Genomic DNA, 24,837 nt, shown 5'->3' on the forward strand with positions numbered 1-24,837 from the left:
ACACTAGAGCCGCGTGTTCCAGGCATCCTCGGCCGCGCCTTCGGGGCGGGCGAAGCGGCCGATATCGAAGGCCTCGAGCGGCACGTCGGTCCGCCCGTCGAGCACCAGTTCCGACAGCACCTCGCCCACCGCCGGGCCGAGCATGAAGCCATGGCCGGAGAAGCCGAAGGCGTGGAAAAGGCCCGGCGTCGTGCGGCTCGGCCCCATTACCGGCAGCACGTCCGGCGTCAGCCCGTCGATGCCGGTCCAGCTGCGGATGATCAGCGCGCCGGCCAGCCGGGGAATCAGCCGCACCGCCTTCGCCATAGCCGCCGCGCCACTGTCGGGGCGCGGGCGGGACATCGGCACCGTGGTGTCGCCCTCCCCGCGTCCGCCGCCGAGGATGACGTTGCCGCGGGAGATCTGCCGCAGGTAGATGTCGCCGCCGACCACGCCGATGTTGAGCGGACAGAAATAGGGCAGCGGCTCGGTCACGACCATGTTCGGGTGCAGCGCCTCGACCGGCGCGTGCTCGCCGAAGCGTTCCGCCACCGCGGCGCCCCAGAAGCCGGCACAGTTCAGCAGCACCGGCGCAGCGAAGACGCCGCCATTCGCCTCAACGCGAAATGTGCTGCCATCATGCGCCATGGCGGTCACCGCATGACGTTCCAGGATGGTCGCGCCCGCCGTCCGCGCCGCCTGCGCCAGGGCCGGGGCGAGCAGGCGGGGATTGGCTGAGCCGTCCTCCTCCAGCAGGCTGCCAGCCACCACCTCCTCGCCGAAATAGGGATGGTCGGCACGGATCGCGTTGCGGCCAATCATCCGCGGAGCGAGGCCGTGCTCCTCCGCCATCACATTCCAGCGCAGCAGCGAGGTCTTCCTCGGCCGCGCTGCGCGCCAGCTTCAGGTGGCCGCTCGGGTCGAATTCGGCATCCGTGCCGACCAGCGCCGCCATGCGGGCCCAGATCTCGCGCGAGCGGCGCGCCAGGGGCAGCTCCGCGGGGTGCCGCCCCTGCTGCCGCACGCCGCCATGGTTGACGCCGGAGGCTTGGCTTCCGACCAGGCCGCGTTCCAGCAGCACCACGCGCGCGCCGCGCTTCGCCAGATGCAGCGCTGCGGAACAGCCGGCGCCGCCGCCGCCGATCACCAGGACATCGGCCTCAAGCATGCAGGGCAAACTCCCCGGTGGCGAGATGGCAACGTGCGGCATGGCCCGGCCCGGCCTCGGCCAGAACCTGTGGCCGCTCGCAGCCGGCCTGCGCCAGCGGGCAGCGGGGCGCGAAGCGGCAGCCTTTCGGCATGGCGTCCAGCGCCGGCACGCGGCCGCCGATGGCGGACAGCGCCTGGCCCGGCAGGTCGATCCGCGGCACCGCGGCGAAGAGCGCGCGCGTATAAGGGTGAAGCGGCCGCGCGAAAATGGCACCCACCGGGCCCTGCTCCACGATCTCGCCGGCATACATCACCGCCACCCGGTCGGCGATCTGCGCGACTACGCCGAGATTGTGGGTGATGAAGAGCACCGCCATGCCGTGCCGCTCCCGCAGGTCCGCCAGCAGCCCGAGCACCTGCGCCTGTATGGTGACGTCAAGCGCGGTGGTCGGCTCATCCGCCAGCAGCACCGCCGGCTCGCAGGCCAGCGCCATTGCGATCATCACCCGCTGCCGCATGCCGCCGGAGAACTGATGCGGGTATTCACGCAATCTCTGCACGGCGGAGGGGATCTTTACCTCCTCGAACAGCGCCCCGGCACGCTCCAGCGCCGCAGCGCGCGACAGGCCACGATGGATGCGCAGGCTTTCCGCCACCTGGTCGCCGACCGTCATCACCGGGTTCAGGCTGGTCATCGGCTCTTGGAAGATCATCGCCATGCGGTCGCCGCGCAGGGCTTCCAGCGCGGCCCCGTCCAGCGCGGCCAGATCCTGCCCGTCCAGCAGGATGCGCCCGGCGGCCACCCGGCCCGTCGGCGGCTGCACCAGCCCCATGACGGACAGCGCCGTCACGCTCTTGCCGCATCCGCTCTCGCCGACCAGGGCCAGGGTCTCGTCCCGCTCCAGCCGGAGGGAGACGTCGCGCACGGCCGCATGCCAGGCGCCGCGGATGCGGAACTCGGTGCGCAGGCCGATCAGCTCGAGGGCAGGGATTGCCATGGTGGCGGCAGCCTGCCTGCGCCGCCTGGCGCCGGCAAGCTGCCCTCGCCGCAGCTTCGCCGTCGGACGGTCCGCAACTGACCGGCAAATGGGCAGCGTCGCCCGCCGGCGCGGCATTGGCCGGTTTGCGGCGGCCCGGCCGCGGCGATAGGCTCGCGCCAGGGTCGCGGCAGGCCGGCCCGCAGCGGGGGGACGGCCATGCAGTTCGGTGCCTCGATGTTCTTCACCGACTATTCGATCACCGCCGGTGCCCTGGCCCGGGCGCTGGAAGAGCGCGGCTTCAGATCCGTCTGGGCGCCCGAGCATTCGCATATCCCGACCTCCCGCAAGACACCCTGGGGCGGCGGGGGCGAGCTGCCGAAGCGCTACTACGACGTCATGGACCCCTTCATCAGCCTGACCCTGGCGGCGGCCGCGACAACCAAGCTGCTGCTCGGCACCGGCGTCTGCCTTGTGAACCAGCGCGACCCCATTCAGACCGCCAAGCTGGTCGCCTCGCTCGACCATGTCTCGGGCGGCCGCTTCCTGTTCGGCATCGGCGTCGGCTGGAACCGCGAGGAGATGGAGAACCACGGCACCGCCTTCGACACCCGCGCCAAGCTGGTGCGCGAGCGGGTCGAGGCGATGCAGCAGATCTGGACGAAGTCGAAGGCCGAGTACCACGGCGAGTTCGTCAACTTCGACCCGATCATGACCTGGCCGAAGCCGGTGCAGAAGCCGCATCCGCCGGTCCTGGTCGGCGGCGCCTTCCCGCACGGGGCGCGGCGCCGCTGCGCTACGGCAATGGCTGGATCCCGATCGCCGGCCGCGCCCCGCTGGAGGAGGCGCTGGCCGCCTTCCGGACCCTGGCGGCGGAGGCCGAGCGCGATCCCGCCGAGGTGCCGATCTCCACCTTCGGCGCGCCGGAGAATGCCGACACGCTGCGGCGCTGGCGCGACCTCGGCGTTTCCCGCGTGGTGGTGTCGCTGGACTCGGAGAAGGAGGAGGCGATCCTCCCCGTCCTCGACCGCTGGGCGGCGCTGGTCCGCGCGGTGTGACCGCTACGCCTGGAAGTTCAACCGCAGCCCAGGCTCCGGCCAGCGCATCTGGCCGAGCTCGCCATTGCCGGACAGCGTGATGGTCGCGGTGCGCATGTCGGCGCCGCCGAAGCAGATATTGGTCGGGTGGGTGTCGGGCATCGCCACCTGGTCCAGCAGCCGCCCGTCCGGGGCGAAGACGGAGATCGTCCCGCTCACCAGCGTGGCGACGCAGATATTGCCCGAGGCCGCGACCGCCAGGCTGTCGAAGCGGGCGAAGCCCGGCGCCGCGCCGAGGAAGCGCCCGCCATGCGGCGAGGGAAGGGCTGCTTGCGCAGCGCGCCCGGGGATTCAATGTCGAAGGCCCAGAGCCGGGCGGGCTCGGTATCCGCGACATAGACGGTCTTCTCGTCCGGGGAGAGGCCGACGCCATTGGCGCTGAGGATGGGATAGGCGATCTCCCGCACCGAGGAGCCGTCCGGCATGGCGTAGTAGAGCCCGCCATGGTCGCGCGAGGTGTGGTAGCGCTTGCCGAGGTCGGTGAAGTAGAAGCCGCCGTGACAGTCGAAGACCAAATCGTTCGGCGCCGAGAGTTTGTGGCCGTTCGCTGCCTTGTACAGCAGGCTTCGCGCCCCGGTCGCGGGATCGACCCGCTCCACGGAGCCGTATTCGTAATCGTCCGAAGGGCCCTGGCCCATGAAGCTGTCGGGCAGGTAGCGGCTGCCGCCGTTGTTGCAGAGGATCAGCGCGCCGTCCGGCGCCCGCGCCAGCCCGTTCGGCCCGCCGCCCGGCTGGCCGAGCCGCGTCACCGTGCCGTCCGCCGAGACGCGCGTCACCCAACCGCCATTGATCTCAGTGAGGATGATGCTGCCATCGGCTATGGCGACCGGGCCTTCGGGGAAGCCGAGGCCCTTCGCCAGGATGCGGATCCCGGTCATGTCGTTTCCTCTTGTCCTTATTCTTCGTCGAGCTGCGGTAGGCGGTAGCGGTCCCCCGGGTCATTCCAGCCCTTGAACTGCGGCGCTCGCTTCTCGGCGAAGGCGGCGCGGCTTTCGATCAGGTCGCTTTTGGCGCCGTGCTCGTGCAGCGCCGCCGCCAGGCGTTGCTGCGCCGGACCAGGCGCGGGGCGCATGCGGCGCATCATGTGCACGGTGTTCACCCGGGCCGCCGGCGGCAGGGTCAGCAGGTGCCGCGCCATCCCCAGCGCCTCCTCCAGCACCGCCTCAGGCGCCACCAGCCGGTTGACGAAGCCGAGCTGGTGGAAGCGTTCCGCGGTGAAGCGGAAGCCCAGCGCCATTTCCATCGCCACGGGGAAGGGCAGGTTGGCGAGATGACCGTGGTTCCAGCCGCCGAGCAGCCAGCGCTTGGCCTCCGACACCTCGAAGATCGCGCCGGCGGCAGCGACGCGCAGGTCGGTGCGTTCCACCAGCATGAAGCCGCCGCCCATGGCGAAGCCGTTCACCGCGGCGATCACCGGCTTTTCCAGCGTGCCGGCGTTGAAGCAGTCTTCGGCCGCCGCGGCGCGGCCGCCGGGGTTCCGCTCGGCCAGGGACTCCTTCATGTCCTCCCCGGCACAGAAGGCGCGGCCGGCGCCGGTCAGGATCGCCACCTCCAGCCGCGCATCGTGGCGGAACTCCGCCCAGCAGGCGGCCAGTGCCGTGCGCAGCTCGTGGTTCAGCGCGTTGAGCCGCTCGGGGCGGTTCAGCCGCACCACCAGCACCTGCCCGTGGGTCTCGGTCTCGAGCACCGCCATGGCGCGCCCCTCAGCAGCGATACCGGGCGCCCCGCCGGTCCACCGTCCGCACCAGGCCCTGGAACTCCAGCAGGCCGTAATCCGGCGTGCCACGCAACTTCCGCATCCGGGCCTTGGCACGTTCCTGCACATACGGCTCGATGATGACCGGCGGCTCGTCCATCTGCCGCGCCATCAGCTCCACCTCGCAGGCGCGTTCCAGCATGTAGAGCCGCATCAGCGCGCCATGGATGGTCTCGCCCCAGGTGAGCAGCCCATGGTTCAGCAGCACCACGCAGCTGCCCTGCTGGCAGGTGACGCCCAGCGCCTCGCATTCCTCCTGCGAGGTCGGTACGCCGTATTCATGGTAGGCGACGTCGTCCAGGACGTGCAGCGCATCCTGGCTGATCGGCCGCAGCCCCTGGCGTAGAAGGGAAATGCCTGCCCCGGCGCGGGTATGCGTGTGCAGCACGCAATTGGCGTCGGGCCGCGCCTTGTAGACGCCGCTATGGATGGTGAAGCCGGCCGCGTTGAAGCGGCCCTGATCGCCGATGACGTTGCCGGCAAGGTCCATCTTCACCAGGCTGGAGGCGGTGACCTCGTCGAAGGTCTCGCCGTAGCGGTTGATGAGGAAGGTCTCCGGCTCGCGCGGCACCCGCGCAGACATATGGGTGTTGATCAGGTCGGTCCAGCCGAGATGATGAACGACACGGTAGAGCGCCGCGAGGTCGCAGCGCGTCTGCCATTCGGCGTCGGTCATGTCGATGCTGGGGAGCTTCATGGCGGACGACATCGCTCTCTCCGTTCCCATCGCGTCCGGCCGGGGCCGGCGCCCTGCCATCCTGTCCGCCCCAGGCCCGGCCGGCAAGCGCGGATCACCGCCCGGCTTGACAGCGGGCCGGGGCGGCCGGCTTACCGGTGGCAGGGAGGCAGCGGCATGCGCATCGAGATTCTCTGCACCGGCGACGAGATCCTGACCGGCAAGACGGTCAACACCAATTACAGCTATATCGCGCAGCGCCTGAGCGAGGCGGGGCTGGAAGTGGTGCACGGCACCACGGTCGGCGACGACCGCACCAGCCTGCTGGCCGCCTTCCGCCAGGCCGCGACGCGGGCGGAGGCCGTGATCGTCAATGGCGGGCTCGGCCCGACCGTCGACGACCTGTCGCAGGAGGTGGCAGCCGAGGCCGCCGGCGTGCCGCTGGTGCTGCACGAGCCTTGGCTGGCGCGGATGGAAGCCTTCTATGCCCGGCGCAACCGCGTGATGCCGGCCAACAACCGCAAGCAGGCCATGCTGCCGGAGGGCGCCGAATTCATCGACAACCCGATCGGCACGGCCTGCGGCTTCGCGGTGACGATCGAGGGTGCGCGCTTCTACTTCACCCCCGGCGTGCCGCGCGAGATGCGACGGATGCTGGAGGAGCAGGTAATGCCGCGGCTGCTCGCCAGCGCCGGCCTGCCCGGCGTGGCGCGGCTGAAGCGCTTCCATTCCTTCGGCATCGGTGAATCCCGTGCCGACGAGATGCTGGCGGGGATCGAGGCGATGGCGCCGCCCGGCGCGGTGAAGCTGGGCTTCCAGGCGCATTACCCGCAGCTCGAGACCAAGCTCGCCGCCCGCGGCGCCGATGCCACCGCGCTCGACCGGCTGCTGGCGCCGCTGGAGGCGGAGGTGCGCCGACGGCTCGGCAACTTCATCGTGGCGGAGGACCGAGGTCGCTCGAATCCGTGGTGCTGCACGCGCTGCGCGAGCGCGCGGCGGCACGCTGGCGGTGGCGGAGAGCTTCACCGGCGGCAGCATCGCCGCCCGCCTGCTGCAGCTGGACGGTGCCGAGGCGCTGTTCCGCCGCGGCGTGGTCAGTCGCGACCCAACCCAGCTCGCCGCCTCGGTCGGCCTGCCACCGGCACCGGCCTCGGCGCCGCAGGTCGCCCTGGCACTGCGAGCGGCCAGCGGCGCTAGCCACGCGCTGGCCGTGCTGGTGACGATGGAGGGCGAGGGCGCCGAGGCGGGCGGCAGCATCGCCATCGGCCTGGCCGATCCCACCGGCAGCCTGCTGCGGGAGGCGCGGCTGGTCGGCGGGCGGGAATGGGTGCGCCTCGGCGCGGCCGAAGCTCGGGCTCGATTGCCTGCGCCGGCACCTCGCCGGCCTGCCGGCGGACGAAAGGCTGGATTTCGAGCGGCGCTGAGCCGCGGCTTTGCCTCGGCCGCGCGGCGCCATAGGCTGTCACCCGGAAGCGGGCGACAGCACCCGCAAGTCGAGGAAACCCAGGCATGAATCGTCTCGAAGGCAAGGTCGCCCTCATCTCCGGCGCCGCACGCGGCATCGGCGGGGAGAGCGCGAAGCTCATGGCACGGGAAGGCGCCTGGCTGGTCGTCGCCGATGTGCTCGACGAGGCCGGGCGGCAGACGGTGGAGGAGATCCGCGCTGCCGGCGGGCAGGCAGATTACGTCCATCTCGACGTGACGCGGGAGGAAGACTGGACGACGGCGATCGAGGTCGCCACCGGGCGTTTCGGCAAGCTCGACGTCCTGGTCAACAATGCCGGCGTCTTCATCGGCAAGCCGATCGAGGAGATCAGCCTCGAGGAATGGAACAAGCTGGTCGCGGTGAACATGACCGGCGTCTTTCTCGGCACCAAGCTCGCCGCCCCGGCATTGCGGGAGGCGGCGAAGTCCAGCGAGCATGGCAGCGCCATCGTCAATCTGGCCTCCATCGCAGGGCTGGTCGGCTCGCAGCTCGATCCGCTCTATTCGATGACCAAGGGCGGGGTGACGCTGTTCACCAAATCTTCCGCGCTGGAATTCGGCCGCAAGGGCTACCGCATCCGGGTCAACTCGATCCATCCCGGCGTGATCCAGACCGAGATGGGGGAGCAGACCTTCATGGCCCGCGCCCGCCGCACCGGCAGCAACGACCCCGCCCCGGTGCGCCAGCAGGTCTCCGACACCATTCCCTGGGGCCGGCTCGGCGTGCCGCTCGACATCGCCAAGGGGGTCGCCTTCCTCGCCTCGGACGACGCCGCCTATATGAACGGCGCCGGCCTGGTGGTGGATGGCGGCTTCACCGCTGCCTAGAGGGGATCTCCACCTCCAGCAGCGGCGCATGCTGCTGCGCGCCATAGACATCGGTGTCGCCGAAGTCCCCAGCCGGCACCAGCCGCGGCAGCGTCGCCTTGAAGGCGAGCGCCGCGTCATAGGGCGTGAACAGCACATCGGCCTCCGCCACTTGGTACAGCCGGGCGAAGAGCGCGCCATTCAGCGCGCCGGTCGCCTTCACCGCGGCATAGACCGCCGGGTCCTCGAACAGGACGTCGATGGTCAGCATGAAGGGACCGGCATTTTTGCTCTTGCAGATCTGCGCGATGTCGCGGAGCCGAGCCATCAGCCTACCCTCTCATGCTCGATGGGGAACATCTCGTAAGGGTCGTCCGGCGCCACGGTGTGAAAGACGCTGAAGCGATAGAGGGCGCCAAGCTCTAGGTCGGAGGGAGAGAAGGGGAAGGCCATATTGCCCTCCTTGCAAAGCCGGCCTTTGAAATCGGCATGCAGCAGGCTGGTGCGCGCCATGGCCAGCACGGCATTCGCTACCTCCTGCGTCTCGGCCAGCACCTCGACTACGAAGCCGAGTTCATAGGGCGTGCCGCCCTGCTGCGGCTCCCGCGCCCCCATCACCGCGTCGCGGCCGATGGTGCGGACCGCCATGCGCCAGGCGGATGAGGGCACGCCAAAATCGGCGGCCTTGGCCGCGACCTTGGCGCGGTGCGTCGCCAGGTAGTCGTCGATCTGCGCGATCAGCCCGGGATCCCGCGTGGCGCAGAGCGTGATGGCCCGGTAGCCCGCCAACTCGACGCCCTCGAGCTTGACCGTATAGGTCCCGGCCGGCGTCCAGCGCATGCCGCTGACCCGCACCGCGCGGTCGGTCACCGCCTCAAACCGCACGTCGGAGGTGTCGAGCAGCCCGCCCGGCTCGACATGGTGGATCGGGCTGGAGTTCTCGTGCAACGCGAATTGGCGACCGAGAGCGGCGTGCAGCGGCGGATGGGGTTGGGTGGCTCGCAGACGAGATGGTCGGGGAACACCGTTACCAGCAGGCAGTCCGGCTCTTTTGGCGTGGTCGGTTCGGCGCCGCATTCCAGCATCTTGCCGGCATACCAGCAGGGCGCCGGAGGCAAGCCGGCGCGCATCGCCGGCGCCACCCATTGCGCCGGGTCGCTGCTGCGCCCGGCGAGCACCACCTGCGCGCCCTGGTCGAGCGCGCGGGCGATGGGCTCCGGCCCCATCATGCCGACGATGCGAGTGGCGCGGTTGATCGTCGCGTGGTCGAGCGGCGGCAGCTTGGCCAGCGCCCTCACCCGGCCTTGGTCGACCCGGCGCGACAGGAGCGCCTTCTCCTGCTCTGCATGGATCAACGCCATGGGGAAGGACAGCCCCTCCTCTCGCGCGATCTCCCGCACCAGGACGGCGGTGTCCTGCAGATGCGGCTCCCCGCCGGCTCCGCCGGAAGTGCCGATGATGCAGGGGATGCGCGCCGCAACTGCGGCCTGCAGCATCAGCCGCAGGTCGCGCTTGACCGAAAGGCGGGAACAGAAGGAGGTCCCGGCGCCGAGATAATGCGGCCCTGGGTCGGTGCTGCCGCCGTCGCAGCCGATCACCTGCGGGTTGCGCGACATGCCGATGCGAAGCGATTCCTCGGCGAAGCCGTAGCCGAGGATGCCGCTGGTCGACAGCATGGTGAAGCCTGGATTGCTCATGTCGCGTTCCTCAGGGCTTCGGCAGCAGGCCGGCGCGGGCGGCCTCGGCCCAGAACCTGCTCCTCCCGCACCAGGGTGGCGGCGAGCGCAGTCAGGTCCATCGGCGCAGGATCGACCGCCAAGCTCCGAAGCCGTGCCTGCATCGCCGGCGTGGCGCTGATTTCACTGAGTGCGGTATTGAAGCTTGCTGGGTGATCGACTCCGGCATCTTCGCCGGGCCGAACAAACCGAACCAGCCGTCGAACTCCACTTCCGGCACGCCGGCCTCGCGGAGGGTCGGTACCTCCGGCAGCGTTGCGGAACGCTGCGGCGAACTGACCGCAATGATCCTGATCTTTCCGCCCGGGAGCAACCCCATCGCCGTCGCCGGGCTGCCCCAGGCGAGCTTCAGGTGGCCACCCGTCAGATCGCCAAGATAGGCTCCGCTGCCGCGATAGGGCACTTCGGTCAGCTGCAGCCCGGCGGCCTGGGCAAAGCGGTTCGCGGTGTAGGAGGATTGCGCGTCCGAGGTCGCCTGGGCGAGCTCACCGGGATGCGCCCGGGCATAGGCGATCATGCCGGGCAGGTCCTTGAACGGCGCGTCGACGTTCAGCATCAGCACCAGCGGGTAACGTGCCATCAGCCCAATCGGCGTGAAGTCCGTGGCCGGGTCGAAGGGCAGCGGGTTGACCATCTGCCGGTTCATCACATGCGTACTGGTGACGGCCAGCAGCGTGTCAGCCGTCGGCAGGCGCCCGGGCGACGGCCTCCGTGCCCACGACGCCGTTGGCGCCGGGCCTGTTCTCCACCACGAAACTCTGGCCGAAACGTTGTGTGAGCTGCTCGGCGAAGGCGCGGGTGGTGATGTCGGTGCCGCCGCCTGGCGCATAGGCGACGACGATCCGTACCGGCCGCGTCGGCCAGGCAGGCTGGGCGCGCAGCGGCGGAGCGGCAAGGGCAAGTGCAAGGCCGCCGAGCGCGCGGCGGGTGAGCGTGGCGGTCATCAACGTGCCTCCTTCCATGTGCCGATGCCTGGCCTTGCCAGACCCAGGTTCTCGCGCAGCGTCGCACCGGCATAGTCGCGGTGATAGAGGCCGCGCCGCTGCAGCTCGGGCACCACCAGCCGGGTGAAATCTTCGAAGGACGCCGGATACTGGGAGGCGACGAGGACGAAGCCGTCGCATCCGCGGCCTTCGAACCACTCCTCCATCTGGTCAGCAACCTGCTTCGGCGTGCCGGTGAAGTTCGGGAATTCCCGCGTCGTGCCGCGGCCCGAAAACTGGACGAAGTCGCGGATCGTCGGGTTGGGCTTGCCGCTGAGCTGGACAATGCGGTCCTTGAAGCCGGTCCAGGACAGTCGGGCGAGCTCGGCATCGGTGAACTCGCTGTCCATGTCCTTCGAAGCAAAGTCGAAGTTCAGCGCCTCGGACAGCAGCACCACCGCGTCCACTGGCTTGGCCAGCGACTCGGTGAAGGCGCGCTTCTCCTCGGCCTGGCCGGCGGTTTCGGCTACGTTGACGTAGCAGGCCGGAGCGACCGCGACGCTGTCCAGGTCACGCCCGGCGGCGGCGACGGCGGCCTTGAGATCGGCATACTGCTTCTGCCCGGCGGCCAGGTTCGGGTAGACCACGAAGATCAGCTCCCCCAGCGGCCGGCGAAGCGACGGCCGCGGCCGGACTGGCCGGCCTGGATCAGCACCGGATGGCCCTGCGGGCTGCGCGGCACGGGCAGCGGCCCATGGGTGCGGAAGAAGCGGCCCTCATGCTTCAGCGCACGGACCTTGTCGCCATCGGCGAAGCGGCCGGTGGCCTTGTCGAGAATGATCGCGTCATCCTCCCAGCTGTCCCAGTGGCCGAGCACGGCTTCCATGAACTCGTCCGCGCGGTCATAGCGCAGGTCGTGCTCCAGGTGCTCGGTGCGGCCGAAATCCGCAGCTTCGGAATCATTCAGTGAGGTGACGACGTTCCAGGCCGCACGCCCACGTGTCATCAGGTCAAGCGTGGCGAACAGCCGCGCCACGTGGAACGGCTCGTAATAGGTGGTCGAGTAGGTGCCGCCAAGACCAAGGCGCGAGGTGACGCCCGACATGACGGCGAGGATCGTCGCCGGGTCCATCTTGACCACGCGGATGCCATTCTCCACGGCAGCGCGGTGATCGCGGCCGTAGATGTCGGGCATCGCCAGCCTGTCGTCGAAGAAGGCGAGGTGGAACTTGCCCTCTTCCAGCACCCGCGCGACCCGGATGAAGTGATCAGGGCCGAGATAGTCGGTCGAGGCGGCAGGGTGCCGCCAGGAGCCGGGGGCAATGGAGCAATTCTGCGCCTGCAGGAAGCCCACCATCTTCATTGTGCGGCCGGGTGCGGCCATGTCGTTCACTCCCGAGAAAAGTCAGACAGCGCCGCTGCCGCGCAGCATCTCGATGTCGCTCATTGCCAGGCCGAGCCACTCGCCCAGCACCGCATTCGTGTCGGCACCGCGGGCACGGCCGGCATGCCGCAGCGTCGCCGGCGTCGCGCTCAGGGTCGGCACCGGCGCCGGCAGGACCAGCTCCCCCGCCCGCTCGTCCAGGATGCGCAGCAGATTGCCGCGGGCGGAGATGTGCAGGTCGGCGAAGATGTCGGCGATGCTGTTGATCGGGCCCCAGGGCACTTCGGCCGCGTCGCAGGCAGCGCCCAGCTCTTCCATGGTCATCGTCGCCGCCCAGTCGGCGACGGTGCCGTTGACCTCCGACCGAGCAGCGATGCGCTGCGCCGTTGTGGCGTAGCGATCGGCGGCGGTCAGTTCCGGACGGCCCATCGCCTCCGCCAGCCGCGCGAAGATCTTGTCGCTGGTGCAGGCGATGGCGACCCAACGGCCCTCCTTCGTCTGCCAATGGCCATGCGGCACCACGGTCGGCACGTCGGCGCCCATCCGCTCCCGCACCGTGCCGTTGCGGGCATAGGCCGGGGCGGTCTCGTCCAGCGAGGCGGAAAATCGATTCATAGAGGCCGATATCAACATCCTGGCCTTGCCCGGTCTGCTCCGCGACCCGCAGCGCCATCAGCACGCCAACCGCGCCCCAGATGCCGGAGAGATAATCCGCCAGCGAAGTCGAGCCCGGGACCACCGGCCGGCCGTCCGGCTCGCCGGCGAGGTAGCTGAGCCCGCCGAAGCCGTGCGCCACGCGGGCGAAGCCGGGCAGACCGCGCTTCGGCCCGGTCTGGCCATAGGCGCTGACCCGCAGCACCACCAGCTTCGGGTTGATCTTCCTCAGGCTGTCCGGCGAGAGGCCCCATTTCTCCAGCGTGCCCGGGCGGAAATTCTCCAGCAGCACGTCCGATTGCGCGACCAGCTTGCGGAACACCGCGGCGCCTTCCGGGTGACGCAGGTCGAGCGTCATGCACTGCTTATTGCGCGCCTCGCTCAGCCAAGCGAGCGTGTCGCCGCATTCGGTCGGCGTGCCGAAGGCGCGCATGGGGTCACCGAGCTTCGGATGCTCGATCTTCAACACCGTCGCGCCGAAATCGGCCAGGATGGTGCCGGCGAAGGGCGCGGCGAGAAAGGTCGCCACGTCCAGCACCTTCACCCCCGCCATGGGTTGCGGCGCGGTCATGCCGCCTCTCCCGCCAGGCTCAGGATTTCGCGCGCCATCCGCGCATGCACCGCATCCACCATCGTTCCCCCTCCGCCACCGCGCCGGACGAGCCTTCGAGCAGCGCGAGCACGCGCCGGGCCCAGGCCACCCGCGCCGGGTCCGGCCCGAATACCGCGTTGATCGGCGCCACCTGGTCGGGATGGATCGCCCACTTTCCCTCGTAGCCCAGTGCCCGCGACCGCCGGGCAGAGGCGCGCAGCCCCGCATCGTCGCGGTAGTCGGCATAGACAGCATCGATCGGCTTGATGCCCGCGGCGCGGCAGGCATTGGCGATACGCGCCAGCGCGTAGTGCCATTGATCATTGAGGTGCGGTTCGGGCTCGGCTGGCATGGCGTAATCGGGGTTCGGCAAGCCAACGGTGCTATCCGGCGTCCGCATCTCCGCCATGTAGTCGCCAAGGCCGAAGATCATAGTCTCCAGCCTCGGATGCGCCGTTGCGATGACCTCGGCATTGCCGACGCCCTTTGGCGTCTCAACCAGCGCGGCGATGCCGATCCGCCGGCCCGGACCGCGCGCCGCCTCGATCCCGTCAAGCAGCGCGGCGACGAAGCGGATTTCGAAGGGTTCCGAGGATTTCGGCAGCACGATGCGGTCGAGCCGCGGGCAGGCGGCTGCGACTTCGACGATGTCGCGGTGGCACCAGGGCGTGCCGATGCCATTGACGCGGACCGACATAATCCGGCGATTCCAATCGATCCCGTTCAGCGCGCCGATCGCCGCCTGCCGCGCGGCGTCCTTGCGGTCCTCCGCCACCCCATCCTCAAGGTCCAGCACCACCGCATCCGCGGCACCGGCCGCGGCCTTGGCTGAAGAAGCGTTCGGCGCTGGCGGGCACCGACAATTCGCTGCGTTGCGGGCGGTAGCCCTCGACGGCTGCATGCGCTGCTGTCACGCTTCCGCTCCTGCCATGTCCGTCAATCTCAAGCTGCTCAATGCCTTCCTGGCCGTCGCCGAGCACGGCAGCTTCCGCCGCGCGGCGGAGCTGGCCGGCCGCTCGCAATCCGCGCTCTCGGTGCAGGTACGGGAGTTGGAGGGCCAGCTCGGCACCTCCCTCTTCCACCGCACGACCCGCGTGGTGACCCTGACGCGGGAGGGCGAGGCGCTGCTGCCGCATGCTCGCCGGGCGATCGCGGAGATGGAGGCCGGGCTGCGCCAGGTGCGCGCCGCGGCAGGGATGCAGGGTGGACGGCTTGCGCTCGGCTGCCCGCCACATATCGCCGCGTCCGCGCTGCCGGCGCTGCTGGCGGAGTTCCACGCGGCGCATCCAGGCGTTGCGCTGAGCATCCGCGAGATGCCGCAGGCCGGGGTGCTGGAAGGCATCCGACGGCAAGAGCTGGATTTCGGCATCGGCCCGCGCCCGGCCGATGCACCGAGCCTCGTCTTCGCGCCGCTGATGGAGGAGGAGATCGTGGCGCTCGCCCCGCCACGCTTCGCCCCGGCCGGCCCAGGCATCACCCTGGCCGGGCTCGGCGCACTGCCGGTGATCATCACCTCCGGTACAAACAGCATGCGGGCGATGGTCGAGGAGGCCGCGGCCAGCATCGGCGTCTCCTTCCGACTGCGTTGCGAGGTGCAGATGCCGGAGACGGCGATTGTCCTGGCGCGGGAAGGGCTGGGCGTCGCCGTGGTGCCGCAGCTCGCTCTGGTCGGCCGGCGGCTGTCCGGGCTGCGGCTGCTGCGGATCAGCGACCCGCCACTGCTACGGGAGGTCGGGATTGTCCGGCTACGCGGCAGCCGGCTATCACCAGCGGCGGCGGGCTTCCAGGACATACTTCGGGTGCGGCTGACAGCGCTGGCCCTACCGGCGGCGGACACGCCACTCCCCCTCGTTTCCGGCTCTGGCGCCATGACAACATTCCCATCCCGCGGCACCGAGGTCACGACGCCGAGGCGATCAAAGCCCGCCAGCGCCCGCGACAGCAAACGAGTTTCGGCGAGCGATTGATCGCTTTTTCTGCAGACTCAGCCATTGCCGCGCCGCTTCGCCGCAGCGGTCGGCTGGGGTAGGCTCCGCGCCACCCCGAGGGAGACGCGACCATGAGCGAAGCCAGGCTTGCCCCGAACCTGCCGGACTGGATGGTGCAGCACGCCAACCGGTATCTCTCCAGCGGCGGCACCGACGGCCACATGTACACCGTCACCCCGCCCGGGCGGCAGGAGATGACGGTGCCCTCCCTGCTGCTGACCACGACCGGGCGGAAGTCCGGGGAGCGCTACATCTTTCCGCTGTTCTACGGCGATGTCGGCAAGGGCTGGGTCATCGTCGCCTCCAAGGGCGGCGCGCCGGAGCATCCCGGCTGGTACCGCAACATCCTCGCCAATCCGGAGGTCGAGGTGCAGGTCGGCACGCTGAAGACGAAGGCGAAGGCGCGGACCGTGTCCGGCGAGGAGCGCGCCCGGCTCTGGCAGCAGGCGCTGGAGTTCTGGCCACCCTATGCTGACTATCAGCAGAAGACAGAGCGGGAGATTCCGGTCGTCGTGCTGGACCCGATCGAATAGACTGGGCGCTGGCGAACAATCGCGGCGGCGCCGCGTTGGGGGCCACCCCCGACAACGGAGCCTCCCGGCGATGATCAAGCTCGGCTACAAATTGATGTCTGAGGAGCATGGCCCGAAGGAGCTTGTGCGCAACCTCGTTCGGGCGGAGCAGGCCGGCTTCGACCTTGCCGCAATCTCCGACCACTTCTCCCCCTGGGTGGAAGAGCAGGGCCATGCGCCGCTCGCTTGGTCGGTGCTCGGCGCGGCAGCGCAGGCAACGTCCGCATCGGGCTGATGACGGCGGTGACCTGCCCGATCATGCGCTACCACCCGGCCATCATTGCTCAAGGCGCCGCAACCGTCGCCCTGCTCAGCGACAACCGCTTCACCCTCGGGCTCGGCGCCGGGGAACGGCTGAACGAGCACATCGCAGGCCAGGGCTGGCCCGGGGTCGGCGAGCGGCACGAGCGGCTCTCAGAAGCAATCGACATTATCCAAGGCTTGCTCACCGGCGAGCTTCAGCAACTACCGCGGGCAGTATTTTCGGCTCGACCAAGCGCGGCTCTACGATCGGCCCGACCGTAAGCCGCCGGTGGTGATGGCCGCCGGCGGGCCGGAGGCGGCCCGGTTGGCAGCGCGGAAGACTGACGGGCTAGTGGTGACCGAGCCGAAGCCCGAGTTGGTCGAGGCCTTCCAGTCCGCCAACGGCAATGGCCCGCGCTATGCCGAGGTCTCGATGTGTTGGGCACCGTCCGAGGAAGAGGCACGGAAGACCGCGCACCACTACTTTCGCTGGGCGGTCACTGGCTGGCCTGTCCAGGCGGAGTTGCCGAACACGCGGGGCTTCGCCGCGGCCACCGAGCATGTCACGCCGGAGATCGTAGCACGGCAGGTGACCTGCGGCCCTGCGGCTGAGGTCCACCTCGATGCCATCAACAAGTATATTGTTGCCGGATATGATCACATCATCCTGACGCAGGTTGGGCCACGCCAAGCAGAGTTCATTAGTTTCTTCGAGCAGCAGCTGGGCCCGTTGTTGCGGCAGCACTGAACCTTCCCCACACGGCGGCTCACCCGACCATCTCCGCTTCGAACGCGATCCGGAGCGCCGTACGAAGTATGATGGCTACAGGACGGAGCGGCAGCTGGCTTGATGGCTCTTCAAAGCATTTCTTCTACTAGGGATAATAGCTCGCTGCGAGAGAAGTATCCTCACGGATTCGTTATCAATCGAGTCGGCCCAATAAGCGGCATGCTGTCGCCGCCTGCCTTGATGATGCAGGCGGAGAGGCGATGCGACGGTTCGGATGTCTTGTTACGAAGGCGCCGGGGAGATCCCCTGGTCTTGGCTGCCGCGGTGCGTGCTTGTCTCTCGCTGCCGTCTTGGGACTCTTCCTTGTCGCGTGTGACAGTCATGAGGAGGAGGCCGCGCCGATGGCCCCTCCCTCGGTCACTGTCGCCAAGGGCGATCCGGCGCGAAGTCACCGATTGGGATGAGTTCACCGGTCGCTTCGTAAGCACCGAGCGGGTCGAGTTGCGTGCCCGGGTCAGCGGTTATCTCGACACTATCTCCTTCGCGGATGGCCAAGTGGTGAAGCGTGGCGACATGCTGTTCCGCATCGATCCGCGCCCGTTTGTCGCAGCAGTGACCGAAGCCGAAGCACGGCTGACTGGTGCCCGCTCGCAGGCGACACTGGCGCAGCAGGAGTACGACCGCGCAAGAAACCTGCTGCAGTATCGTGCCGCGTCGGAAGCCAATCTTGAGCAACGGGCTCAGGCGTTGGAAAGCACGAGAGCACAGGTCGTCCAGGCGGAGGCTGCGCTGCAGCGTGCCCGGTTGGATCTCGAGATTCACCACGATCCGTGCACCGCTTGCAGGGCGCATCGGACGCCATCTGGTCAGCCCCGGCAACCTCGTTTCGGGCGGGGAGGCAAGCTCGGCAACGCTGCTCGCCACCATCGTCACTATGGATCCTATCGACGTCAGTTTCGATATCGACCAGGCCGCCGCGCTGCGTTACGTGCGGCTCGCCCAGCGTGGCGACCGACCTTCCTCGCGCGACTTCGAGAATCCGGTGCAGCTCGCGCTGGCGGACGAGGCCGGCTTTCCGCACCAGGGACGAGTCGTCTTCGTCGACAACGAAGCGGATGCTGGGACTGGCACGATCCGTCTGCGTGCCCGCTTCGACAATCCACACGACCTCTTCGCGCCCGGTGTCTTCGCCCGTGTGCGACTTATCGCCAGTGCGCCTTACAAGGCGCTGCTGGTTCCAGATGCGGCCGTAGCAACGGACCAATCGCGCCGCGTGCTGTACGTGCTTGGCGGCAGCGACACGCCAGAAGCTAGGCAGGTTCAACTTGGTCCGCTGCATGATGGTCTGCGGGTCATCCGCGACGGATTGCGTGGCGACGAGGAGGTGGTGATCGGTGGCATGATGCGGGTGCGGGCTGGCCAGCCTGTCACCCCACAGCGACCTGCCGCGCCCCGGGCGCTTTCGGACGTCCGCCCCTGAGCAATCTTGGCGTCCTCTCAGTCAGGCAGCCTGTCCTCGCCTGCGTCCTGTCGCTGGTGCTGCTGATTGTCGGCGGGTTGTCGATGCTGTCGCTGCCGATCTCCGAATACCCGGATGTCGTGCCGCCGACGGTTGTCGTCAGCACCACCTATCCCGGTGCCTCGGCTCAGGTGGTCGCTGATACCGTGGCGACACCGATCGAGCAGGAGGTGAACGGGACAGAGGGCATGCTCTACATGTCTTCGCAGTCGACCGCCGACGGTCGGATGAGCCTGACAGTCACCTTCCGCCTCGGCACCGATCCCGACCGGGCGCAGATCCTGGTGCAAGGTGCCGTCGCCGCGGCATCGCCCCGTCTGCCCGAGGAGGTGCGGCGTTGGGGCGTCACCACGCGTAAGCTCGCCACCGACCGCTTGATGGTGATTTTCGTCAGCTCGCCGAATGGCAGCTACGACCAGCTCTATGTCTCCAACTACGCGCTGCGCCAAGTGCGGGACGAGCTGTTGCAGATCGACGGTATCGGCGATATCGACATGCAGGGCGCGCGCGACTACGCCATGCGAGTCTGGCTCGATCCAGGCCGCATGGCAGTCAACGGCATTATCGCCGAAGACGTTGTCGCCGCCATCCAGGCCCAGAACGCCGAGATCGCCGGCGGCCAGATTGCCGAGCCGCCGGTCACCGACCAAGCCTTCCAGCCCAACCTCACCTTCCGTGGCCGGCTGGCCGATGCGACGGAGTTCGAGTCCATTGTCATTCGCGCCGGCGATGATGGGCGACTGCTCCGGCTGCACGATATCGGTCGGGTGGGATTGGGCGCTGCCTCCTATACCACCGCGAGCACGCTACAGGGCCGCCCAGCAGTAGCGCTGGCTGTGACCCAGCGACCGGGCTCCAACGCGCTGGCGACGGCCGAGGAGATCCGGGCCCGTCTTTCCAGCATTGCCCGCAACTTCCCACCCGGGATCACCGCTGAAATCGCCTACGACCCGACCCGGTTTGTTGCCGAAAGTGTGCACGAACTGGCGGTGACGATTGGTGAAGCGGTGTTCCTTGTGGTCCTCGTGGTGCTGCTGTTCCTGCAGAACTGGCGCGCCGCGACCATACCGATCCTCGCCATCCCAGTTTCCTTGATCGGCACCTTCGGGGTGATGATTGCCTTTGGCTTCACTTTAAATGTGCTGACGCTGTTCGGTCTGGTGTTGGCGGTGGGGATCGTCGTCGACGACGCCATCGTGGTGGTGGAGAATGTTGATCGCCATTTACGGACCGAGCCATCGGTCCAACGTGCCGCAACCGCGACCATGCTGGAGGTCGGCGGGGCACTGTTGTCGATCGCCCTCGTGCTCTGCGCCGTCTTCGTGCCGACCGCCTTTCTCGATGGGATCACCGGCCGCTTCTTCCGGCAATTGCCGTCACCATCGCGGTAGCCACCGCGCTGTCCTGCTTCTGCTCGCTCACCCTCAGCCCGGCTCTGGCAACGCTGATCCTGAGGCATGAGCCGCCGCGCCCACCCTCGCGCCAGCGGGGACCGGCTCGGCTTCTGCGCTGGCTTTTGGCACGATTCAACCGCGGCTTCGATCGGCTGGCGCGCGGCTACGCGGCATTGATTCGGCGCGCGGCGCCTAGGGCATTGCCGATGCTGGTGCTCTATGCGCTGCTGATCGCCGGCGCCGTCGGGTTGCTGGCGACCGCCCCGCAAGGATTCATCCCGGCGCAGGACCGCGGCTATGCAACTATCTCCATTGAATTGCCCGGCGGCGCCTCGCTCGCGCGGACGACGGAGGTGGTAGAGCGTGCCGCTGCCATCGTGCGCGACGTGCCGGAATCGCTAACGTCTCGGCCTTGGCTGGGGTCTCCGGCGCCACCAGTACAGCGGGCAACAACCAGGGCACGATCACGCCGGTCTTCGCACCCTGGTCAGAACGCCTGCCCCGAGGCGACACAGCCGCCCGCATTATGCGCGAATTGCGTCGCCGGCTCTCGGTACTAGAGGAGGCTAGCGTCCTCGTGATCCCTTCACCCGCGGTGCCGGGCCTCGGCACTGGCGGAGGTTTTGCATTGCGGCTTGAGGATCGCACAGGTCGTGGCACCGCGGTGCTGGCGGTAGCGGCCGACACTCTGGTCGCGGCGCTGGCGCGAACGCCCGGGCTGGCCGGTGCCTATTCGCCTTTCAAGGTGGATGCGCCGCTTGTCGCAGTTGATATCGACCGCAGCCGGATCGAAATGTTGGGGGTTCCAGTGGCGCGGCTGAGTCAGAGCATCGAGACGCTGCTCGGCTCCTCCTACGTGAACGACTTCACCGCCTTCGGCCGAAACTGGCGCGTCGTGGCACAGGCCTCGCCGGGATTTCGCCGCCTTCCGACCGACCTTGCGCGCATCTACACCCGGAACGCGCAAGACCAGATGGTGCCTTTGGCCAATGTCATGACGTTGCGCGATACTACCGGGGCGCAGCGCGTGCCGCGCTACAACCTCTATCCCGCAGCTGGAGGTTGCTGGGGAGATCCTGCCCGGCACCGGTTCCGCCGCCGCCATTGCCACCGTGGAAAGCGTTGCGCGCCGGCTTCTGCCTGACGGCATTGGCTTCGAATGGACTGAACTGTCCTACGAGCAGACGCAGAGCGGCAATGCCGGGTTGCTGGTTTTTCCTTTATGCGTATTGTTCGTCTATCTGGTGCTGGCAGCGCAGTATGGCTCCTGGAGTCTGCCGTTTGCAGTCATCCTGATCGTACCGATGTGCCTGCTGACCTCGACGCTTGGCGTGCGGATCCTGGGCCAGGACGTCAACATCCTGACGCAGATTGGATCTCGTCGTACTGGTTGGGCTGGCGGCGAAGAACGCCATCCTCATCGTCGAATGTCGCTCAACAGCGGGAGGAGGAAGGGGCGAGCGCGCTGGACGCAGTGGTGGCTGCCTGCCAGCTTCGGCTGCGCGCCATCCTGATGACGTCTCTCGCCTTCATCCTCGGCGTGCTGCCACTAGTGATCGCCACCGGCGCCGGATCGGAGATGCGTCGCGCGGTGGGCGCGGCCGTCTTCTTCGGGATGATGGGTGTGACGGTTTTCGGCCTGCTCTTCACCCCGGTCTTCTATCTGGCCATCCGCAGGCTGGTCGGACCGAAACGCTCGGCCATGCGGGAAATGGCACGGCAAACACGCTGACGAGATCCGGGCGCGGCGACCCGCCTCCTGCCTTTGTGGTCGGTGCTTCGGGGAATGACATGAAGGCAGCGACGCTTCGCCTGCGGGTCGGCCGACTGCCGTCGGACCAACGCTGCATTGGTACCCGGTGTCACACGACCTCCGTCGATCGACGGACGGCCCAGTTGGCCGCAACTGCCTGCCTTCTGACCTTGGTGAGCATGACCTGCATTTCCCGTGTAGGAAATCAACGTCACGCCGACGCGACACTGGGCCGTTGTTGTCGTCCCGGCCCTGAACTGCGGGCGGCTTTGCCGGTTCGGCCCTCAGTTTGACCAGGGTGGAGCCTCGATGCCGCGCAGCCTGGCCAATATGTCATATTCCGAGCCTTTCATCATCGCCGCATTCGGCACGACCTGCCTGGTCCGGGCGGCGCCCCTGCCGCACCGTGCCAACCACCGTGGCGGCGTTGCCTGTGGCATCGGCTAAACTTCAGCGCGCCTCGACCGCGGCGAAACAGGCCGGCCTCCCTCGGCTTGAGGCCGGGTCGGAAGGATTGCTGGCGGCCCGTCTCGTCGAACATGCCCTGCTGCATAGCGCGGCCGGCACGATTTTCGTCGCGCGGAGCGAAGCCAGGGCGGCCCGTCTGCACCATGCCGCTTGCGCCCTGGCCCCCTCCTCGCTTGCCGTGCTGCTGCTGCCTGGCTGGGATTGCCTGCCCTATGACCGCGTTTCCCCCTCGCGCACCGTTATGGGCCAGCGCACGGAAGTTGCCCGACGAGTTGAAGAAGCTGGGCCGCGGCTGCTGATCGGCTCGGTCGAAGCCTTGACACAACGCGTGCCGCGACCGGATGCCGCAGCCTTGCTGCACCTGGACGCTGGAGGCGCGCTCGATCCGGACGCGCTCCGCCGCGAGTTGCTCCGCCGCGGCTATGAACTGGACGACCGCGTGGACGAAGCCGGGCGAGGCCGCCGTGCATGGCAGTGTCATCGACATCATCCCGGCCGGCATCCCCGGCGACCCCGCCTGGCGCCTGCGGCAGGACGCTGGCCAGATTCTCAGCATCCATCATTTCGATCAGCTCACTCAGCGAAGCCTGGGGTCGGAGGCCGCGACGGTGCGGATCGGACCCGCATCCGAACTCGTGCTGCCGCCAGAGCATGCGATGGCCGAGGTCCGGCCGCCCGGACTGGAGCATGCTTTGGCCGCCTTCTGCGAGGATCTCACGACGCTGCCGGCGCTGATGCCGGAAGCGTCGGTGATCCTGGACGACGGAGCGGCGGCCGCGCTCGACCGGCGCTGGGCGGAAGTCACCGAGGCATTCCGTATTCGCATTGCCTTACGCCCGCCAGGGCCGGAGGACCCACCAGTACCTCCGCCGGACATCTTCTACCTCGAGCCAAAGGCCTGGACGGCGGCGCTCGCTGGCCGGCAGCCTCAGCAGGTGGGGGCAGCCGGGGAATGCTCCGCAGAGCCGCCGCGCTTTGCCGCGCTAGCCGACCCGGATGCGGGATTCGTGGCCTATGCCGAAGCGCAAATCGACCAAGGCCGCCGGGTAGTCGTCGCCGGCCCGCTCGGGCGTGGCCTACGCAGGCTGGTCCAGCATTTGGGTAAGGCAGTCGGCATCGAGCCGCAACCGGCAGCAGATTGGCCTTCGTTGTTGCGCTTACCGCCGGGAAGCCTCGCTTGGCTGGACACTCCTCCCGACCTGCCGGGCTTCGAGGCACCGGAAGCCATATTAGTACCGCTGGCGACAGTTCGCCCCATCCTGCGGCAGACGGGTTCCAACGGCGAGGCGCTGATGGCCGCCGCCAGTCTGCAACCCGGCGATGCCGTGATTCACCAGGACCACGGCCTTGGCGCACTGGGCGGTGTGGAACCAGTGGATACCGGGACGGTACACATCGACTGCTTGCGGCTTGACTACGCTGACGCCGTGCAGCTCGTTCCCTTCGATGAGCTGGACCGCCTCTGGCGTTACGGCGCTGAGGCGGTCGGACTGAGCCTCGACCGGCTGGGCGGCGACTCCTGGCCAAAGCGCCGCGCCGAGGCTGAGGCGGCGGTGGCCGAAAGCGCCCATGCCCTGCTCGAGATGGTCCAGGCCAGAGAGGCGGCATGTGCGCCGATGCTGCGCCCAGCGCTCGAACCTTTCGCCCGCTTCACTGCGCGCTTCCCTTATGAGCTTACCGCCGACCAGGCGACGGTTGTGGCAGCGGTGCAGGCGGATCTCGCCGCCACACGGCCGATGGATCGGTTGGTCTGCGGCGATGTCGGCTTCGGCAAGACCGAGGTGGCGCTGCGCGCTGCTGCCATCGCGGCGTTTGCCGGCCACCAAGTCGCATTGTTGGCACCGACCACCGTATTGGTGCGCCAGCATGCAGAGAGCTTTCGCCGCCGCTTCGAGGGGCTTGGCATTCGAGTCGAGGCGCTGTCGCGGCTCACGCCACCCGCGGAGGCCCGCGCCATCCGCGCGGCGATCGCCCGCGGTGAGGTGCACATTGCCATCGGCACCCAGGCTTTAGCAGCGAAGCCTGTGCACTTCCAAAACCTCGCCTTGCTCATCATCGACGAGGAGCAGCGCTTCGGGGCGCAGCAGAAGGCGCAGCTTCAGCGGCTGCGTACGGGCGGGACGCCGCATGTGCTGACATTGACCGCCACGCCGATCCCGCGCACGCTGCAGGCGGCGCTGGTAGGATTGCGCGAGCTCAGCGTTATCGCTACCCCGCCGGCACGGCGCCAGCCGGTCCGTACCTTGCGGGCGTCGCTGGACGACGCATTGCTGGCTCTGGCGTTGCGGCGCGAGGCGCGACGTGGCGGACAGAGCTTCGTTGTTTGCCCGCGCATCGAGGATGTCGCCCCGATGCGCGCCCGTATCACCGGTCTGGTGCCGGAGCTGTCGCTGATCGAGGCCCATGGCGGTCTGTCGCCTGCCGAAGTGGACGAGGCGATGGTGCGCTTCGCCGATGGCGGAGCCGATGTGCTGGTCTCGACCAATATCGTCGAATCCGGGCTCGATGTACCACGTGCCAACACCATGCTGGTCTGGCGAGCCGATCGGTTCGGCCTGTCGCAGTTGCATCAGCTACGCGGACGAGTGGGGCGCGGGCGGCTGCGCGGGGCGATTTACCTGCTGACCGACCCGGCCGTACGCTTGTCGGCCGCGACGGATCGACGGCTCCGCATGCTGGAGGCCTTGGACCGGGTCGGTGCCGGGTTCGCCATTAGTGCCCGCGACCTCGACCTGCGTGGCGCCGGCGACCTACTGGGAGAGGCCCAGGCCGGACATCTGAAGTTGGTCGGGATAGAGCTCTATCGTCACCTGCTGGATCGCGCCCTGGCCGAGGCCCGCGGCGAAACCTCGCCCGAGGTGTGGAGCCCGAGCGTGGCTCTGGGCGTCGACGCTTACATCCCGCCCGAGCACGTGCCGGAGGCTGCGCAACGGGTTGATGTCCATACCTGACTTG

Annotated in this window: 26 protein-coding genes and 7 pseudogenes; 16 read left to right on the forward strand and 17 right to left on the reverse strand. The window is 68.6% G+C overall.

Features of this window, described 5'->3' with window-relative positions; translation table 11 throughout:
* Window positions 1-3: 3 nt before the first annotated feature.
* Genes ACQ86J_RS06460 through ACQ86J_RS06470 form a run of 3 tightly spaced genes read right to left on the reverse strand, consistent with a single transcriptional unit; the run spans window position 4 to window position 2,126 of the window.
* Window positions 4-735, reverse strand: a complete 732-nt coding sequence (locus ACQ86J_RS06460; RefSeq protein ID WP_431272317.1) for an NAD(P)/FAD-dependent oxidoreductase — start codon at window positions 733-735, stop codon at window positions 4-6.
* The gene (locus ACQ86J_RS06465) at window positions 617-1,147 is read right to left on the reverse strand and encodes an FAD-dependent oxidoreductase (RefSeq protein ID WP_431270474.1); all 531 of its coding nucleotides are present in this window, start codon (window positions 1,145-1,147) and stop codon (window positions 617-619) included. The genes ACQ86J_RS06460 and ACQ86J_RS06465 overlap by 119 nt, the downstream gene beginning before the upstream one ends.
* Window positions 1,140-2,126: an ABC transporter ATP-binding protein gene (locus ACQ86J_RS06470; protein WP_431270475.1), complete on the reverse strand. Its 987-nt coding sequence runs from the start codon at window positions 2,124-2,126 to the stop codon at window positions 1,140-1,142. Before ACQ86J_RS06470 ends, ACQ86J_RS06465 begins: the two co-directional genes overlap by 8 nt.
* Before the next feature lie 216 nt (window positions 2,127-2,342).
* Here ACQ86J_RS06470 and ACQ86J_RS06475 point away from each other — a divergent pair.
* Window positions 2,343-2,849 (forward strand): annotated as a pseudogene (locus tag ACQ86J_RS06475) (LLM class F420-dependent oxidoreductase); the annotation flags it as partial.
* Between the two features lie 155 nt (window positions 2,850-3,004).
* A complete protein-coding gene (locus ACQ86J_RS06480; RefSeq protein WP_431272806.1) occupies window positions 3,005-3,163 on the forward strand; it encodes a hypothetical protein in 159 nt (52 codons plus the stop codon).
* A gap of 3 nt (window positions 3,164-3,166) precedes the next feature.
* On the opposite strand, the gene ACQ86J_RS06485 is transcribed toward ACQ86J_RS06480, so the two are convergent.
* Genes ACQ86J_RS06485 through ACQ86J_RS06500 form a run of 4 tightly spaced genes read right to left on the reverse strand, consistent with a single transcriptional unit; the run spans window position 3,167 to window position 5,667 of the window.
* Window positions 3,167-3,403 (reverse strand): SMP-30/gluconolactonase/LRE family protein, encoded by a 237-nt coding sequence (locus ACQ86J_RS06485; protein WP_431272318.1) that lies wholly within the window; start codon window positions 3,401-3,403, stop codon window positions 3,167-3,169.
* Window positions 3,358-4,080, reverse strand: coding sequence for an SMP-30/gluconolactonase/LRE family protein (locus ACQ86J_RS06490; protein WP_431270476.1), 723 nt, complete (start codon window positions 4,078-4,080; stop codon window positions 3,358-3,360). The genes ACQ86J_RS06485 and ACQ86J_RS06490 overlap by 46 nt, the downstream gene beginning before the upstream one ends.
* 17 nt (window positions 4,081-4,097) lie before the next feature.
* Window positions 4,098-4,895, reverse strand: coding sequence for an enoyl-CoA hydratase/isomerase family protein (locus ACQ86J_RS06495; protein WP_431270477.1), 798 nt, complete (start codon window positions 4,893-4,895; stop codon window positions 4,098-4,100).
* A 10-nt stretch (window positions 4,896-4,905) separates the two neighbouring features.
* Entirely contained in the window at window positions 4,906-5,667 is a 762-nt protein-coding gene (locus ACQ86J_RS06500) for a class II aldolase/adducin family protein (RefSeq protein WP_431270478.1), read from the reverse strand.
* 144 nt (window positions 5,668-5,811) lie between these two features.
* On the opposite strand from ACQ86J_RS06500, the pseudogene ACQ86J_RS06505 reads away from it, so the two are divergent.
* The 3 genes and pseudogenes from ACQ86J_RS06505 to ACQ86J_RS06515 form a co-directional block, all read left to right on the forward strand.
* A pseudogene (locus ACQ86J_RS06505) lies at window positions 5,812-6,522 on the forward strand (competence/damage-inducible protein A); the annotation flags it as partial.
* Window positions 6,500-7,147 (forward strand): CinA family protein, encoded by a 648-nt coding sequence (locus ACQ86J_RS06510; protein ID WP_431270479.1) that lies wholly within the window; start codon window positions 6,500-6,502, stop codon window positions 7,145-7,147. The pseudogene ACQ86J_RS06505 and the gene ACQ86J_RS06510, both read left to right, overlap by 23 nt.
* On the forward strand, window positions 7,144-7,947 hold the full coding sequence (locus ACQ86J_RS06515; RefSeq protein WP_431270480.1) for a glucose 1-dehydrogenase: 804 nt from the start codon (window positions 7,144-7,146) through the stop codon (window positions 7,945-7,947). Before ACQ86J_RS06510 ends, ACQ86J_RS06515 begins: the two co-directional genes overlap by 4 nt.
* Here ACQ86J_RS06515 and ACQ86J_RS06520 read toward each other — a convergent pair.
* The 10 genes and pseudogenes from ACQ86J_RS06520 to ACQ86J_RS06565 all read right to left on the reverse strand — a co-directional run bounded on the left by ACQ86J_RS06520 (window position 7,934) and on the right by ACQ86J_RS06565 (window position 14,011).
* Complete coding sequence (locus tag ACQ86J_RS06520) at window positions 7,934-8,254, reverse strand: DUF4387 domain-containing protein (protein WP_431270481.1); 321 nt, start codon at window positions 8,252-8,254, stop codon at window positions 7,934-7,936. The two genes, ACQ86J_RS06515 and ACQ86J_RS06520, sit on opposite strands and share 14 nt — an antisense overlap.
* Window positions 8,254-8,811: a hypothetical protein gene (locus ACQ86J_RS06525; protein ID WP_431270482.1), complete on the reverse strand. Its 558-nt coding sequence runs from the start codon at window positions 8,809-8,811 to the stop codon at window positions 8,254-8,256. Before ACQ86J_RS06525 ends, ACQ86J_RS06520 begins: the two co-directional genes overlap by 1 nt.
* On the reverse strand, window positions 8,793-9,623 hold the full coding sequence (locus ACQ86J_RS06530; protein ID WP_431270483.1) for an acyclic terpene utilization AtuA family protein: 831 nt from the start codon (window positions 9,621-9,623) through the stop codon (window positions 8,793-8,795). Before ACQ86J_RS06530 ends, ACQ86J_RS06525 begins: the two co-directional genes overlap by 19 nt.
* A gap of 91 nt (window positions 9,624-9,714) precedes the next feature.
* Window positions 9,715-10,308, reverse strand: coding sequence for a Bug family tripartite tricarboxylate transporter substrate binding protein (locus tag ACQ86J_RS06535; RefSeq protein ID WP_431270484.1), 594 nt, complete (start codon window positions 10,306-10,308; stop codon window positions 9,715-9,717).
* 31 nt (window positions 10,309-10,339) lie between these two features.
* On the reverse strand, window positions 10,340-10,606 hold the full coding sequence (locus tag ACQ86J_RS06540) for a Bug family tripartite tricarboxylate transporter substrate binding protein (RefSeq protein WP_431270485.1): 267 nt from the start codon (window positions 10,604-10,606) through the stop codon (window positions 10,340-10,342).
* The gene (locus tag ACQ86J_RS06545) at window positions 10,606-11,232 is read right to left on the reverse strand and encodes an LLM class flavin-dependent oxidoreductase (RefSeq protein ID WP_431270486.1); all 627 of its coding nucleotides are present in this window, start codon (window positions 11,230-11,232) and stop codon (window positions 10,606-10,608) included. Before ACQ86J_RS06545 ends, ACQ86J_RS06540 begins: the two co-directional genes overlap by 1 nt.
* Window positions 11,233-11,237: 5 nt before the next feature.
* Window positions 11,238-11,969, reverse strand: a complete 732-nt coding sequence (locus ACQ86J_RS06550; RefSeq protein WP_431270487.1) for an NtaA/DmoA family FMN-dependent monooxygenase — start codon at window positions 11,967-11,969, stop codon at window positions 11,238-11,240.
* A 21-nt stretch (window positions 11,970-11,990) separates the two neighbouring features.
* Window positions 11,991-12,584, reverse strand: coding sequence for a CoA transferase (locus ACQ86J_RS06555; RefSeq protein ID WP_431270488.1), 594 nt, complete (start codon window positions 12,582-12,584; stop codon window positions 11,991-11,993).
* Window positions 12,585-12,615: 31 nt separating this feature from the next.
* Window positions 12,616-13,194 (reverse strand): annotated as a pseudogene (locus tag ACQ86J_RS06560) (CaiB/BaiF CoA transferase family protein); the annotation flags it as partial.
* Between the two features lie 19 nt (window positions 13,195-13,213).
* Entirely contained in the window at window positions 13,214-14,011 is a 798-nt protein-coding gene (locus tag ACQ86J_RS06565; protein ID WP_431270489.1) for an HpcH/HpaI aldolase/citrate lyase family protein, read from the reverse strand.
* 133 nt (window positions 14,012-14,144) lie between these two features.
* Here ACQ86J_RS06565 and ACQ86J_RS06570 point away from each other — a divergent pair, with 133 nt between their 5' ends.
* The 11 genes and pseudogenes from ACQ86J_RS06570 to ACQ86J_RS06620 all read left to right on the forward strand — a co-directional run bounded on the left by ACQ86J_RS06570 (window position 14,145) and on the right by ACQ86J_RS06620 (window position 24,833).
* Window positions 14,145-15,182 carry a LysR family transcriptional regulator gene (locus ACQ86J_RS06570; RefSeq protein WP_431270490.1) on the forward strand — a complete coding sequence of 346 codons (1,038 nt, stop codon included), beginning with the start codon at window positions 14,145-14,147 and terminating at the stop codon, window positions 15,180-15,182.
* A 92-nt stretch (window positions 15,183-15,274) separates the two neighbouring features.
* Window positions 15,275-15,736, forward strand: coding sequence for a nitroreductase family deazaflavin-dependent oxidoreductase (locus ACQ86J_RS06575; protein WP_431270491.1), 462 nt, complete (start codon window positions 15,275-15,277; stop codon window positions 15,734-15,736).
* A 94-nt stretch (window positions 15,737-15,830) separates the two neighbouring features.
* A pseudogene (locus ACQ86J_RS06580) lies at window positions 15,831-16,300 on the forward strand (TIGR03557 family F420-dependent LLM class oxidoreductase).
* Window positions 16,293-16,766 (forward strand): annotated as a pseudogene (locus tag ACQ86J_RS06585) (LLM class flavin-dependent oxidoreductase); the annotation flags it as partial. The pseudogenes ACQ86J_RS06580 and ACQ86J_RS06585, both read left to right, overlap by 8 nt.
* Before the next feature lie 363 nt (window positions 16,767-17,129).
* Window positions 17,130-17,504, forward strand: a pseudogene (locus tag ACQ86J_RS06590) (efflux RND transporter periplasmic adaptor subunit); the annotation flags it as partial.
* Window positions 17,505-17,544: 40 nt separating this feature from the next.
* On the forward strand, window positions 17,545-18,228 hold the full coding sequence (locus ACQ86J_RS06595) for an efflux RND transporter periplasmic adaptor subunit (RefSeq protein WP_431270492.1): 684 nt from the start codon (window positions 17,545-17,547) through the stop codon (window positions 18,226-18,228).
* Window positions 18,229-18,284: 56 nt separating this feature from the next.
* Window positions 18,285-19,992, forward strand: a pseudogene (locus ACQ86J_RS06600) (efflux RND transporter permease subunit); the annotation flags it as partial.
* Between the two features lie 81 nt (window positions 19,993-20,073).
* Complete coding sequence (locus ACQ86J_RS06605) at window positions 20,074-20,805, forward strand: efflux RND transporter permease subunit (protein WP_431270493.1); 732 nt, start codon at window positions 20,074-20,076, stop codon at window positions 20,803-20,805.
* The gene (locus ACQ86J_RS06610) at window positions 20,765-21,175 is read left to right on the forward strand and encodes an efflux RND transporter permease subunit (protein WP_431272319.1); all 411 of its coding nucleotides are present in this window, start codon (window positions 20,765-20,767) and stop codon (window positions 21,173-21,175) included. Before ACQ86J_RS06605 ends, ACQ86J_RS06610 begins: the two co-directional genes overlap by 41 nt.
* Window positions 21,139-21,393, forward strand: a complete 255-nt coding sequence (locus tag ACQ86J_RS06615) for an efflux RND transporter permease subunit (RefSeq protein ID WP_431270494.1) — start codon at window positions 21,139-21,141, stop codon at window positions 21,391-21,393. The genes ACQ86J_RS06610 and ACQ86J_RS06615 overlap by 37 nt, the downstream gene beginning before the upstream one ends.
* Before the next feature lie 911 nt (window positions 21,394-22,304).
* Complete coding sequence (locus ACQ86J_RS06620; RefSeq protein WP_431270495.1) at window positions 22,305-24,833, forward strand: DEAD/DEAH box helicase; 2,529 nt, start codon at window positions 22,305-22,307, stop codon at window positions 24,831-24,833.
* Window positions 24,834-24,837 lie beyond the last annotated feature (4 nt).

The sequence above is a fragment of the Dankookia sp. P2 genome (assembly GCF_050632255.1).
Taxonomy (GTDB): domain Bacteria; phylum Pseudomonadota; class Alphaproteobacteria; order Acetobacterales; family Acetobacteraceae; genus Paracraurococcus.